The organism is candidate division TA06 bacterium B3_TA06 (genome assembly GCA_005223075.1).
Classification (GTDB): Bacteria; Hydrothermota; Tepidihabitantia; order B3-TA06; family B3-TA06; genus B3-TA06.
The window spans coordinates 1-13441 of sequence record NJBO01000004.1; the positions used below are offsets into that span (position 1 = coordinate 1).

A 13441-nucleotide genomic window follows, 5' to 3' on the forward strand; every position below is an offset into this window, starting at 1 on the left:
TATCACCTTCGACAATGGCCCGGAGAATGCTGAGCATGAAGTCATCTCTAAGGCCACTGACATAAAGTGCTTCTTCTGCGAACCTTACTCTTCGTGGCAGAGAGGAACCAATGAGCACACCAACGGACTCCTCAGACAATACTTGCCAAAGAAGACTAACTTCGCTACAATCAGTAACGAGGAGATCAGATTGATAGAATCAAGGCTAAACGACAGGCCCAGGAAGTGCCTGGGTTTCAAAACACCCCTCGAAGTCGCTAACCTATGTGTTGCACTTCAACGTTGAATGTAGGGGATGCTATCTTCGCTTTGACCAAACTTCGCGGTTGACGATGTTGGGTGGTATCTCGCCTTCGAACACCTTGAGCACCGCGTAGGCGCAGAGCTCTGCCATTGCTCCTCGCGCCTGGTGGGTGGCAGAGCCGATGTGCGGTGCAAGCACCACGTTTTCCATCTCGAAGAACTCGGCTGAGATATCCGGCTCCCTTTCGTAGACGTCAAGCCCGGCGGCGGCAAGTTTGCCTGCCCGCAGCGCTGCCACAAGCGCCTTCTCGTCAACTATAGGTCCGCGCGAGGTGTTTATAAGGACCGCGGTGGGTTTCATGCGGAACAGCTGGTGTGCGTCTATGAGATGTTTGGTCTCTTGAGTTAGAGGAAGATGTATGGAAACGAAGTCGGCCTCATGCATCAGATAGGAGATGTCTACTTTTTTGGCGCCAAGCTCCTGCTCCAGGGTTTCGTTGCGCTCCTGGTCGTAGTAGAAAACCTTCATCTCGAATCCGCGCGAGCCGAGCGCGAAGCGCGTTCCGATCCGGCCCGCGCCGATGACCCCAAGCGTCTTGCCTCTTATCCCCTGACCGAGTAAAAGCATCGGCCCCCAGCATATGAATCTACCGTCCCTTGTAAACCTTTCGGCCTCTCCGATCCTTCGGGCAGCGGCAAAAAGAAGCGCCCAGGCAAGCTCGGCTGTGGCGTCGGTCAGAACGTCAGGGGTGTTGGTCACCACTATCCCTCTTTTCGTCGCCGCGACGATATCTACGTTGTCGTAGCCCACCGCGTAGTTGGCTATCACCTTGAGCTTGGGGGCTTGATCCATCAGTTCCGCATCTATCTGATCTGAAAGAAGCGGGATGAGTGCTTCGGCATCGGCTACCTTCTCGGCAAGAAGCTTGCGCGGGATCGGGGTAGAACCTTCGTAAACATCCACTTCGTGTCCTTCAAGGAGCTTTATGCCTGCGTCCGGTATGCGGCGGGTTACGTAGATCTTCACAGTTCGAACTTCCCTGCCTTCGGCCTTTTTCGTTTGTTCTTGGGATGCTCACCCAGGTGCTCACAGGCCCCCTCGGTCACCACCCTTCCCGAGGGTGTGCGGGCCAGGAAGCCGATCTTTAAGAGGAACGGTTCGATCATGTCAACGATGGTATCAGATTCCTGCTGAAGTGTAGCCGCTATAGCCTCAAGCCCCACCGGCCCTCCGCCGTAGAACCGTACGATCGCTAGAAGCAGGGTCCTGTCCAGGTCGGTCAGGCCGATCTCGTCCACACCCTCAAGTTCAAGAGCATCAAGTGCTACCTTGCTTGTGATGCGTCCGTCGGCACGCACCTGGGCAAAATCCCTGACTCGTTTAAGCAGTGTGTTTGCGATCCTTGGCGTTCCCCTTGCCCGCTTGGCAATCTCTCGTGTCCCCTCATCGTCAACCTCCACTTCCAGTATCCCGGCTGAACGCTTTACTACCATCGCCAGCTCGTCGTCGGTATAGAACCCAACCGCCCTGGTGATCCCGAAGCGTTCCCTTAACGGAGCGGATAGGAGTCCGGGCCTGGTAGTCGCTCCTACCAGTGTGAAGCGATCCAGCCTGAATCTATGCGAGCGGGCGTGCGCACCCTTGTCAAAGATGAAGTCCACCGCAAAATCCTCCATCGCCGGATACAGAAACTCCTCAACAACCTTTGGCAGTCGGTGCACCTCGTCAATAAAGAGTACTGAACCACGTTCCAGACCGGTGAGGTATGCGATGAGGTCGCCTGCGCGCTCCAGTGCCGGCCCTGAGGTGGTAACGATCGGCACCTCCATCTCCCTGGCGATGACGTTTGCGAAGGTGGTCTTGCCCAGCCCTGGCGGCCCGTGAAGGAGCACGTGATCCATGGGTTCCTCGCGCTTGCGTGCAGCCTCGATTGCGATAGATAACGTCTCCACCAGCCGCTTCTGCCCGATGCATTCGGCAAGCCTTTTCGGCCTCAGATCCCAGCGTCCTTTATCGTCTGGACTTTCTTTCGCCAACAAAGAGCTAGCCTCACGTTCCTTTCTATCCTTGTCTTTAGCGTCTTGCTCTGTATACCGCATCGAACAGCTCCTCCGGGGTTTGAATCCCGGGATTTTCAGTCAGGACCTCGTCCACCATAGCCACCGCCTCTGAACGTTTGTAGCCCAGCTGGGATGTGAGTACCTCTATCACCTGTGCTCTCAGCTCATCGGTAGGGACAGCTTCGGGAAGTTCCCTTTCTTCCACTTGCATCAGGGCGAACTTTGCAACCTTGCCTGCCAGCGTTGCAGCGATCTTTTCAGCCTTGGTCTTTCCTATCCCTGAAAGCTTGGTCAGGGTAGTGATATCGCGTTCCTCTATAGCCCGTGCGATGGTGCGGATCGGCATGGTCAAGGCTTTAGCAGCCGCGGTGGGTCCGATGTCCTGCACAGAAATCAACTTTGTGAAGAACTCGCGTTCCACCTCGTTTCTGAATCCGATCAGGAGCGGTTTGGGCGTTCGCTCTGTCTGGTGCTGGTAGATAAACAGCTCCAAATCCGTTTCATTCTCAAGACTCATGCGATGGATTTCCAGTCCCCTGTATACAATGTGAGGTAGCCTTACCTCGTATCCTACCTGCCCAACCAGCAGGGTTATGATTTCTGACTCTTCATCCCGCGAGATCACGCGGCCTTTGAGAAAACCAATCATTTCTTACGTAGTGTAGCCACGATCGAGGCCGCAGTCAAGGCCACCGCGGCGGCGTCGGCAAGGTGAGAGGGCCGAAGCGGCTCGCAAAGCCCAAGGTTCTTTGCCACTGCACGCCCTATCTGTTCCTTGGATGCGTTGCCGTAGCCGGTGAGCGTCTCCTTGGCCTGGCGGGGTGAGATCTCAAGGATGTCCAGCTTGTTTTGATGAGCGGTCAGTAGGATTACCCCCAGTACCTTGCCCAGTGAGAGTCCTGCTTGGGGGGCGTCGCGGCGCACGAACGCGGTTTCCAGGGCTAAAAGAGAAAGGGTATAGGAGTCAACAACTTTCCTGATTCCCTCGGCTATCATCCCCAATCTTTCCGGTATCTTCTGGGAGGATTTTGTGTGGATGACCTCCTTATGAAGAAGCTCTAATTTATCTCCCACCTCTATGACCACCACCCCGGTCGAGGCCAGCCCAGGATCAACGCCCAGTATTTTCATAATCAGCTTAACCTATCCAAAGCCCTTCGGCCTCATCCTTTTGATCTTCCCCTTTTCTCCAGTATCCGATCCACCTGGACTGGATTAGATGATTAACTAACCGCTTACTACTCGGCGGCAAGCTTCTCCATCACCTCTTCGGGGATATCGAAGTTGGCGTAGACGTTCTGCACGTCGTCAAGATCCTCAAGCGCGTCTATGAGCTTGAGCACCTTTTTTGCATCCTTTTCTGAGAGCGGAACGGTGTTCTGGGGTATCTGGGTGAGTTCGGCGTGAAGGATCTCAGCGCCGTTATCAGCGAGAGCGTCCCTCACCGAGGCGAAATCACCAGACTCGGTTTTGATCTCGTATATCGACCCGTCGTGGCGGAAATCCTCGGCACCGGCCTCAAGAGCCATCTCAAGGGCTTCGTCCTCGCCGTAGGCATCTGCAGGCAGATGGATGATACCGCAAGAGCGAAACTGCCAGGCAACGCTTCCAGCAGAGCCCATGTGAGCGCCGTGGCGGGAGAGCACGTGTTTTATCTCGCTCAGGGTGCGGTTCTTGTTGTCGGAGAGCACCTTTATGACCATGGCCACGCCTGAGGGTGCATAGGCCTCGTAGGTTACCTCTTCGTATGTGACCCCGGGAAGCTCACCTGTTCCGCGCTTGACGGCCCGCTCGATGTTGTCTGCGGGCATGTTGGCGGCCTTTGCCGCATCTACCGCGGTTCTTAAGCGGGGGTTGGCATCAGGGTCGCCTCCGCCAACCCTTGCCGCCGCTGTAATCTCACGGATCAGCTTGGAGAAAAGCTTGCCGCGCCGGGCGTCGGTCTGGGCCTTCTTATGCCTTATCGTCGCCCATTTAGAATGTCCTGACATTATACTCCTCGAAAGCTATTCGTCTAGGCCTTCTCCGTATACTACTCCTATCGCAGTTCCGCCGTCCGCTTCTGCGACTGTGATAATGGCTCCCATGTCGCCTTTTTTGAGAATAAGTTGTGCTCCTTCTGTACCACTTACCGTTAATACAGATTCCCAGCCTTTGCTAGAAAGGCCTTTATAGTAAGTGGTTACACGAGTCACGGATGAGCGGGTCTCAAACGACACGTTAGTTACTTGCTTTCTTTCTTTTTGCACGGATAAGGAACTCGTGACCTTGGCGCCGGGATAAACGAGTTCCTTGGGCATATTCTCAGGGACCTTCACATCTCTGCCGACATTTATATCGACGTCGCCGCCGCCTTCTTTTTCCAATGCCTTTTCGATTACGCGCTCGCTCACACGCTCGGCGAAGCGCTCGGGTCTGCAGCATGCGAGGACGAATGCGGCGACAAATACCGCCGCTGTCAGAAGGATGATTGTTTTCTTCATGTTTTACTCCTCCATCTTGGATTGGTTTTCAAACACCCCGAGGGGTGCTTTTGTTTATAAAAACCCGTTCCTCCTCCTAGGGCTTTTGGCTTTTTTGACGGTACTCTCGGGGCCCCTCAATGAAGAGGTTGCCGCCGTGCATATCGTTTGCAACGATGCATGGGAAGTCTTCCACTTCGAGGCGTCTTATCGCCTCAGCACCCAGTTCTGGGTAGGCGATGACCTCGGCCTTCTTTATGGAACGAGCGATTAAGGCCGCTGCTCCGCCCACTGCGGCGAAGTAGACAGCACCAAACTTTTTCATCGCCTCCAGCACCGGCTGCGAGTGCTGTCCCTTACCGATCATACCGCGCAGACCATACTCTATAAGAATCGGGGCGTAGGGGTCCATCCTGTAACTCGTGGTCGGGCCTGCCGAACCTATGGGATAGCCAGGAGGTGCGGGTGCAGGGCCGACGTAGTAGATGATCTGACCTTCCAGGTCAAATGGTAACTTCTCACCTTTCTCGATCAACTCCACCAGACGCTTGTGTGCGGCGTCGCGCGCTGTGTAGAGTATACCTGAGATAAGCACCCCATCGCCAGCACGAAGCTCAGCGACTACTTCTTTAGTCAGCGGTGTGGTTATCCTCTTGCGTTCCGGCATGAGTCTCCTTTGTAGATTAGACTATATCCATGGGCTGGCAAAAGTCAACATCCTTAAAACTCGTCAGGTTTGAATGCAACTCGGCGGGTTTTTTGGGGTGATTTTGGTGCTTTTTCGGGGTAGAAGTTTGCTTATCCTGATTTTAATCTGCGATCTTTTCGCTGAAGGCGAAAAAGAGCTTAAGCGAACCTGAAGGTTCGCACTACATGCTATTCTATGAGCGCATAAAGCGCTCAAGGGGCACACTGTCCACCATCAAGGGGGAGGAAATATTTGGTAAGGCTATTCCACTCTTTTCATTCCCCCTCCCTGGTGGAGGGGGATGAAGGGGGCGGGGGATTTCCTTCATCTTCGTCGGCTCGCCCAGCATCTTGATGAGTCTAATGCTATCTATCAATCTTCTGCGGACGGCTGTGAGTTGTTGGCTTCTTTCGGTTCCTCAGGCTCGGCAAGCATCTTGATGACTAAATCCACGTAGGGGTCGACCCTTAGGTCGACCCAGAAGAATTCAACATGAACGGGCCGACTTGAAAGTCGGCCCCTACGAACTTTATCCTCCGCCATCAAGGGGGAGGAGTTTAAGCGAACCTAAAGGTTCGCACTACTTCTGCTCCTCTTCCTCTTTAGGCTCCTCCGCTTCGCCCAGTTAGGATAGTTCTAATCTATGTAGGTATCTTAACTTCGATTTTCTTAATCATCAATTTCCATATGACAACCAAAGCATAGCTCAAAGCGAATAATCCAATACCCAATTCTATTCCCATGACTACCCATTTTTGCTTATCACAAAGTATAGGCCCAACTAATAGCGCAACAAGCCCAAAAGTCATCGCTACTGAAGATATGATTACACTGTACATTGTTCTCTTACGAGAGCGGTCTTTTATGTCACTGGCTTGCTTGTGTTTGGTTATTTCTTCCTCAATATTTTTCTTGAGGCGTTGATCGGATAACCTTGATAAGATGTTTTCGGCAATAGAGACAACCTCTCCATGAGTAAGTGTTACATTCAACGGGATTGACCCTGAGTACAGATGGGATTGATCGTTTATAAATCGTCGCAAGTTATCGTAAAGCTCGTTTAGAAAATCTTCAATGTCCTTTTTGCGGCTGAAGAAAAAGATACCTGTTACCACAATCAACGCGGCGAAGGCCTGGGCGATGGCCGAGGAGAGGTAGTTATACGCCGTGAAGAGGTTAGCGTCCATAAATAAAGGATATACGGCATAGAATAGATGTCAAGGCAGAAGAGACGGCGCATTTCAAATTGCAAATTTTAGATTTGGACTTTTCCTACGTTCTAGTTTGGAGTGCAACAACCGTGTTGTTGCTTCGCTCAGTTGTTTTACGCAACGAGACGCTCGTTGCACTCCATAAAGACGACGGCAACGGAGTAATCTCATATTAACCACTTAGAGGTGTGAGATCGCCACGCGGCTTTCAGCCGCTCGCGATGACACCGCTGGGACACTCCATCCCGCAGAGAAAACGAAAAGGCCAGCTGCTCTGGCCCCAATTTACATTTTTAAATTCAAATTTTGACCGTAGGACGACGCTTGCGGAGTAAATTTGCTATTTCTTCTTGTTCTTCTTCTCCTGTTCGTAGGCCTCGTCGCGAAGCTCGTTGCGGTATGAGGGGTCCCCGAACGAGTAGCGGAAATCCTCTTTGCCGTAGCGGCCCCCAAGCATGCCCACCACGTCCTCAACGAATACTAGCTCCTCGTCGGTAGGGATAACGAAGACCTTGACTGGCGAGTCATCTGCCGAGATCACGAACTCGTGGTTGCGGCTTACGGCCTCGCGGTTGCGCTCGGGATCGATCTTTACGCCCAGCTCCTCGAGGCCTGAGCATATCTCCTCACGCATTTCCCAGCCTTTTTCACCCACGCCTGCGGTGAACACAATGGCGTCGGTATGACCCAGGGCGGCAAGGTAGGCACCCAGATACTTCTTGGCGCGGTAGCATTCGATCTTAAAGGCAAGCTCGGCCTGCTTATCCCCCTCCTCCATCGCCTTGTGCACATCGCGGCGGTCAACGTACTTTCCGGTTATACCCAAAATACCGCTCTTCTTGTTTAAAATATTGATCACCTGCTGGGCGGTGAGGTCCTCTTTCTCGGCGATGTAGCCGATTATTGCCGGATCGAGGTCGCCTGAGCGCGTACCCATCACCAGACCCTCAAGAGGGGTGAAGCCCATGGAGTGATCAAAGCTCTTGCCCCTTTTTATCGCTGTAAAGCTTACCCCGTTGCCGATGTGGCAGGTGATTAGGTTGACCTCTTCCGGTTTTTTAGAAAGCATCACCGCGGCGCGTTTTGCAACGTAAAGGTGAGATGTTCCGTGGAAGCCGTAGCGGCGCACCCTGTAGTCCCGGTACCAATCGTAGGGAACGGCGTAGATGTAGGCTTCCGGCGGCATGGTCTGGTGAAAGCTCGTGTCCATCACCGCCACGTGCGGGATCGAAGGCAGATGCTCCATGGCCGCTTCTATGCCCATCACGTTGGGCGGGTTATGCAGTGGAGCGAGATCGAACAACTCCCGGAACGTATCCAGGACTTCCGGGGTGATGAGAACCGATCGTGCGAACTTTTCGCCGCCGTGCACTACCCGGTGGCCGCACGCCTGGATCTCGGATATATCTTCCAGGACACCCACCTCCCTGCTGGTAAGCGTCTGGACTATGAGACCTATGGCCTCCTTGTGGGTAGGACAGGGTATTGAGGACTGGTAGACTTCCTTTCCCGGCACCTGATGTTTGATAAACGAACCCTCAATCCCCACACGCTCAACTATGCCAGATGCTAATGGCCGCCTTATCTTCCAGCGGTATATCATGTACTTCACGGATGAGGAACCGCAGTTCAAAACGAGAATCTTCATTCTTCTATATCCTCCTTGATCATTAGACCCAGTATCTCTGTCGTCCTCTTTAAAGGATTACCGTTTTGTGCCGCGCCGCGTGGCAGTTTATGTTCACGGCCACCGGCATTGAGGCGATGTGGCAGGGGTGGGTCTCGATATGAACGGCGAGCGCAGTTACCCTTCCGCCTAAGCCCATCGGCCCGACGCCAGTTGCGTTGATTTTTTTTAAAATCTCGCGCTCAGCATCCGCATACCTCGGATCGGGATGATGCGAGCCTATGTCACGCAAAAGCGCCTTCTTGGCCAGAAACGCCACGTGCTCGAACGTGCCGCCGATGCTTACACCAACCACCACCGGCGGACAGGGGTTGCCGCCGGCTTTTTGAACCCAATCCACTACAAAGTCTTTGATGCCTGAAAGCCCGTCGGCAGGCTTCATCATCTTGATAGTGCTCATGTTCTCAGACCCGCCGCCCTTGGGCGCTATGGTGATCTTTATTTTATCGCCCGGCACCAAATCCCAGTGGATGATCGCCGGGGTGTTGTCGTTGGTGTTGATGCGTCCCCCTGCCGGGTCCGCTACTATCGATTTCCTAAGATAGCCTTCCTTATAGCCCTGGCGCACACCCTCGTTTAGAGCTTCACGCAAACTGCCGCCTACAAGATGAACGTCCTGACCAACCTCCACGAAGAGCACTGCGAAGCCGGTATCCTGACAAAGCGGTAGTTTCTCCTTTGCGGAGATTTTAATATTCTCCTCGATCTGGGAGAGTGTCTCGGAGCCGACCGGTGATTCTTCCTTCCCCTTAGCTTCCAGTAACGACTTTTTAACGTCATCGGGAAGGACGGTGTTGGCCTCGATGCATAATTTCTTAACAGGTTCAATTACGTCACCTACGTCAAACTCGCGCACGCCACCTCCTTGAAAAGTTTAGGGGATGAAACATCTGTTAATCTTACGCCGTGCCTGACTAATGTCAAGGAATTACCCTTGACAACTCTTCAGAACAGGCGTATTATGAGCCAACATACCTCTTTGTTGCCAAGAAAGGGCAAAGGGTGAAACTGAAAGGAGGAAACAATGGACCTAAAGAAAGGCGACCCAGCCTTTAAAGCAGTCCTTCTGATTAAAAGCATTACCTTGATGGTGGGTGCGGTAATAGGTTTAACTATTATGACTGCCTGTGATCTTCACCCGCCTACCATAACTATCACCTATCCAGAAGATAATTCTGTTGTCTCCGGCACTGTCAACATAACCGTTGAGGCGGAAGATGAAGGGGACTGGTGGAAGATAGATGACGTTGAGTTCTATATAGACGATAGTGTCTATTTCGACGGCAACTATGACGATGTATGCGAGTGGAATACCGAGCCCCTGGATGACAGCACTTACCACACCATCGTTGCGGTGGCCTACGATGAGGCAGATAATTCCGGCGCAGATACGGTGCACGTTCAACTCATAAAAGGAGCAGGGGAGCTTCTGTGGCAGTTTCATACCGAGTACTACGGTCCCTCATCGGTGGCTATAGCAGATGATGGTACCGTATATTTCGGCTCCGGATATTTTACCTCCGATGACGGTTGCTTGTACGCCCTTGCACCTGACGGAAGCCTGAAATGGCGGCATGCGACAGGCGATAATGTCTCTGTTCCTATTATCGGATCCGACGGCACCATCTACGTGATATCGAATGACAAATGCATGGCCGTTGATCCCGGGGGCACCTTGAAGTGGAGTTTTGAACCTGAGGCCAATCTAATAATAAGCTCTCCCTCTGTAGGAGCTGACGGCACCATCTATCTGGGAACCGATAAAGGGTATCTTTATGCCTTTGAACCTAACGGAAATCTCAAATGGAGTTACCAGACGGGCTTCAAGCTTTCTTCCATATCGATAGGTTCAGACGGCACGCTTTACTGTAGCACCCGGGACACCGTATTTTGTGCCATAAGCTCCGACACCACCATCAAGTGGAGTTTCCACAACAGAGCCCGCATGACTCCTGCCGCAATAGGTTCAGATGGAACTATATACATCGGGGCATGGAATTGTTACTTCTACGCTCTTGATCCCTCAGACGGCAGCGTGAAATGGAGTTATCTTACGAAAGATATGATAACGGCACCTCCGGTAATCGGTCCGGACGGTACCATCTACGTTGGTTGTTTTGATGAATCAGTTTATGCCTTCGATCCTGATGGTAATCTTAAATGGCGCTACACTTTAAACTCACTCATATCCGATAGTCCGGCGGTTGCTGCTGACGGCACTATCTACGTTGCTTCAACGGACGAAGGCGCTTTATACGCTTTGAATCCTGACGGGACCTTGCGTTGGCGCTACAAGACATACGGTCAGACACTATCCTCTCCAACCATTGGGCATGATAATGTGGTGTACGCAAGTATAGATGAGGACATCTACGCATTCAGGAGTTCGGCTCCTTTGGCCTCCTCTCCCTGGCCCATGTACCGGCATGATTACAAGCATACCGCAAGGGCGGATTAGCCGTCGGGCGGCGTAAGTGAATGTGAATAGAAGCAAAGGAGGCGTGTATGTCTAAGACCTTAAAAGCTGTCGGATTGGCAGCGATAGCGATTTTGTTCCTTATGGGGCCGAGCCTGACCCCACCCATAAGTTACAGCATTAACCTGAAGTACGAAATCGTACCCGACCAGGACAGTATGCCAGGCGGTGGAGTTAAGCTTACCTGGTCAACTCCTTACTCATCACCCGGTGATATAGTCTCCGGTGGCTGTAAAGGAGGTACCGTTTACACCGAGGAACAGGAAGATTGGCAGTACATAATAACCCTGGACGGCGTGGACGTTGACACTGTGGATCAACAGGGAGAACACTACGAAGACCAGGTTTACTACGTGTATACCCCTTGCGCTACCATCGAGGCGTGGCCTTACTGCGATGGTGAGAAATACGGCTACGGCGAGAAGATAGAATTCCGTACTGAAGAAGAGAGCTCTTTCGAGATATGGACAGTGGAAGATTTCAATTACGAGTATTCCCGTTACCCTTCAGGTTTCGGCTTCGATCATTCAGGCTCTCCTTATGACTACTATGTGAGTTATGGTGGTTATTGGGCTGCGATTGATTATTACGTGGATACCGATTTCGTGCTTCACGCGGGAATCGATCATGATCCTTCTCTTAACGGCCGGGAAAGCTCCATTTCTCGCGAGGAAGGCAGCTACGATGAGCTGGGTACCCTCAAGGGTTTCAACGAGGAAAACTACCAGGTCTCCCAGCAGCTTGAGGAAGGCGGGCTTTATGGTCTGAGGATAGAGCCTCGAGCTTCAGGGTTGCGACCGGCAGAGGAGATTCACTACGGTAAGCTTGAGGTTGTAGCGATCGACGGAGAAAAGATAACGCTCAAGATCCTCTACCAGTATGAGCCGGAGTTCCGCTGGGTTGTCGGCGGGGTGCCGCCGAAATAAATAGATTGCTCCAAAAGATCGTAGGGGCTGACCTTCAGGGGCTGGGTCAAAACCCCTGTAGGGACGCTGTTAGTCCGACAACTCGAACAGGACGCAGATTGTAAGTCCCATAAATACGCAACTAACAGCCGGGTTGGGGCAAGGGGTTTAAACCCCCTTGTCTGTTTTTTTGGCTTTTGGCACACTCCCTTCAGGTCAGCCCGCATCATCTAAAGGGACTCACGGGATAAAAGCAAGAGGTCGTCGTTCTCGAACCTCAGGTGATAAAGATTTGCCTCACTGTCCCGATAGAATCCTCTGGTCGCCTCCAGGGTTCGGGGTGTTCCTCTGTACTTGTCGTTATCCGCGTGCACGTGGACAGTGGGGTTGTGGAACCACTGCACCGCCTCGCGCAGGTGAATGTGCGAAGGCAGGCCCTCGATAAAGATAACGTCCTCATCGGTAAGTTCAACCAGTTCGCCGACTTGTAACGCCAGTTGTTCCGTGGTCGTACTCACCCTGACGAACTCGCGCTGGATCAAAAGGAGCCCTGCAACGTTTCCGAGGAGGTAGATTGAGCCGATCGCAACCAGTATCCCTTGCCAGGCCCTCCTCCCCTTCTCCCTGAGATAGAAGTAGACCCTGCTGAACAGACCTCCGGCAAAGAGCGCGATGAATACCGACGGCAGGTAGGCGTAGCGGGCTGAAATCTTTATGGCAAAGGGGAGGAATACCAGAAGGGATAGGACGGTCACAATGAAGCTCCATAGTAGCGACCTGGACAGTTTCTTTAAGCTCGCCAGGACCACGATCAAAGGAAGCGTCAGCGCCACCGCACTGGCGATGATCCAGTAGATCACCAGCACTCCCCTTGGTAATACCGAGAACACCTCAGCCGCGTACGGATGCCGCGGGTTGGGCATCCACAGCCAAACCCAGTAGTCGGCGATATTTGAGAGTACGTGCCAGCCAGGGCGGTAGACCGAGCCGCTGCCCATGAATCGCATCGCCCAGCCGGTCTGAACCGCTATGTAAGCCGCAAAGAGAACACCGTAGATCACGTAGGGATAGAAGAATCCTTTACCGCGGTCCTTTCGCTGTACCATGATCAGATCGTAGGCAAGTAGCAGGAATGGGAGACAGACGGCGGTCTCCTTGGTAAGGAAGGCTGCTATGAAACCTCCTATCGCCAGTATCAGCCACCCGGATTTACCCCTTTCCCGGAATCGTATGTGGCCGTAGATCGAGGCAAGCACGAAGAGGGTTACGAACAGCGTAACCGAGGATGAGATCCAGGTTATGCCTTCGTAGTGGCTGAAGGCCGCAAGGAAAAGGAGTCCTGCTGCTGCGGCGGCAAGCGCTTTCTTGAAGATCCTGCGAGCGATAAGAAAGACCAACGTGGTATTTACAAGATGCAGCAGGATGTTGGCGATCACGTATAGAATGGGTGTGTCACCGAATAAAGCGCCCCTTGCCATGATCAGCGCCATGTTCAGAGGCCTGAAGAAGTCGTTGCCTCCGTAAAGGATGGTTTCAAAGAAGGGCTTGGATCTATAGAACCTCGCGATCGACAGCGCGGTGAAGTCGTCTGCTATAAATCGGTTCCAAAGCAGGGGCAGAAAAGTTAGGACCCCTGCCGCCCATAGCCCTGGGATCAGCCATAAATCCTTCCCCTTTTCGATGGCCGGTTCTTTCATGAGATACAGTC

14 protein-coding genes are annotated in these 13441 nt (G+C 52.8%); 3 read left to right on the plus strand and 11 right to left on the minus strand.

Features of this window, described 5'->3' with window-relative positions; translation table 11 throughout:
* The coding region (locus tag CEE36_03485; GenBank protein ID TKJ43407.1) for an IS30 family transposase at nucleotides 1–286 on the plus strand (286 nt) is incomplete at its 5' end.
* A gap of 12 nt (nucleotides 287–298) precedes the next feature.
* On the opposite strand, the gene CEE36_03490 is transcribed toward CEE36_03485, so the two are convergent.
* The 10 genes from CEE36_03490 to CEE36_03535 form a co-directional block, all read right to left on the minus strand.
* Nucleotides 299–1270 (minus strand): D-glycerate dehydrogenase, encoded by a 972-nt coding sequence (locus tag CEE36_03490; GenBank protein ID TKJ43408.1) that lies wholly within the window; start codon nucleotides 1268–1270, stop codon nucleotides 299–301.
* Complete coding sequence (locus tag CEE36_03495) at nucleotides 1267–2343, minus strand: Holliday junction branch migration DNA helicase RuvB (GenBank protein ID TKJ43409.1); 1077 nt, start codon at nucleotides 2341–2343, stop codon at nucleotides 1267–1269. The genes CEE36_03490 and CEE36_03495 overlap by 4 nt, the downstream gene beginning before the upstream one ends.
* Nucleotides 2318–2953 carry a Holliday junction DNA helicase RuvA gene (locus tag CEE36_03500; protein TKJ43410.1) on the minus strand — a complete coding sequence of 212 codons (636 nt, stop codon included), beginning with the start codon at nucleotides 2951–2953 and terminating at the stop codon, nucleotides 2318–2320. Before CEE36_03500 ends, CEE36_03495 begins: the two co-directional genes overlap by 26 nt.
* On the minus strand, nucleotides 2950–3435 hold the full coding sequence (locus tag CEE36_03505; GenBank protein TKJ43411.1) for a Holliday junction resolvase: 486 nt from the start codon (nucleotides 3433–3435) through the stop codon (nucleotides 2950–2952). Before CEE36_03505 ends, CEE36_03500 begins: the two co-directional genes overlap by 4 nt.
* A 107-nt stretch (nucleotides 3436–3542) precedes the next feature.
* Complete coding sequence (locus CEE36_03510) at nucleotides 3543–4295, minus strand: YebC/PmpR family DNA-binding transcriptional regulator (protein ID TKJ43412.1); 753 nt, start codon at nucleotides 4293–4295, stop codon at nucleotides 3543–3545.
* A 15-nt stretch (nucleotides 4296–4310) separates the two neighbouring features.
* A complete protein-coding gene (locus CEE36_03515) occupies nucleotides 4311–4787 on the minus strand; it encodes a hypothetical protein (protein TKJ43413.1) in 477 nt (158 codons plus the stop codon).
* 76 nt (nucleotides 4788–4863) lie between these two features.
* Nucleotides 4864–5433, minus strand: a complete 570-nt coding sequence (locus tag CEE36_03520) for a fumarate hydratase (GenBank protein ID TKJ43414.1) — start codon at nucleotides 5431–5433, stop codon at nucleotides 4864–4866.
* Between the two features lie 662 nt (nucleotides 5434–6095).
* Nucleotides 6096–6641 carry a hypothetical protein gene (locus tag CEE36_03525; protein TKJ43415.1) on the minus strand — a complete coding sequence of 182 codons (546 nt, stop codon included), beginning with the start codon at nucleotides 6639–6641 and terminating at the stop codon, nucleotides 6096–6098.
* Nucleotides 6642–7005: 364 nt separating this feature from the next.
* Nucleotides 7006–8313: a propionate kinase gene (locus CEE36_03530; GenBank protein ID TKJ43416.1), complete on the minus strand. Its 1308-nt coding sequence runs from the start codon at nucleotides 8311–8313 to the stop codon at nucleotides 7006–7008.
* A gap of 49 nt (nucleotides 8314–8362) precedes the next feature.
* Nucleotides 8363–9208 carry a fumarate hydratase gene (locus tag CEE36_03535; protein TKJ43417.1) on the minus strand — a complete coding sequence of 282 codons (846 nt, stop codon included), beginning with the start codon at nucleotides 9206–9208 and terminating at the stop codon, nucleotides 8363–8365.
* A gap of 168 nt (nucleotides 9209–9376) precedes the next feature.
* Here CEE36_03535 and CEE36_03540 point away from each other — a divergent pair, with 168 nt between their 5' ends.
* Nucleotides 9377–10810, plus strand: coding sequence for a cell surface protein (locus CEE36_03540; GenBank protein TKJ43418.1), 1434 nt, complete (start codon nucleotides 9377–9379; stop codon nucleotides 10808–10810).
* A gap of 47 nt (nucleotides 10811–10857) precedes the next feature.
* Entirely contained in the window at nucleotides 10858–11754 is an 897-nt protein-coding gene (locus CEE36_03545; GenBank protein ID TKJ43419.1) for a hypothetical protein, read from the plus strand.
* A gap of 209 nt (nucleotides 11755–11963) precedes the next feature.
* Here CEE36_03545 and CEE36_03550 read toward each other — a convergent pair whose 3' ends face one another.
* Nucleotides 11964–13430: a hypothetical protein gene (locus CEE36_03550; GenBank protein ID TKJ43420.1), complete on the minus strand. Its 1467-nt coding sequence runs from the start codon at nucleotides 13428–13430 to the stop codon at nucleotides 11964–11966.
* Nucleotides 13431–13441 lie beyond the last annotated feature (11 nt).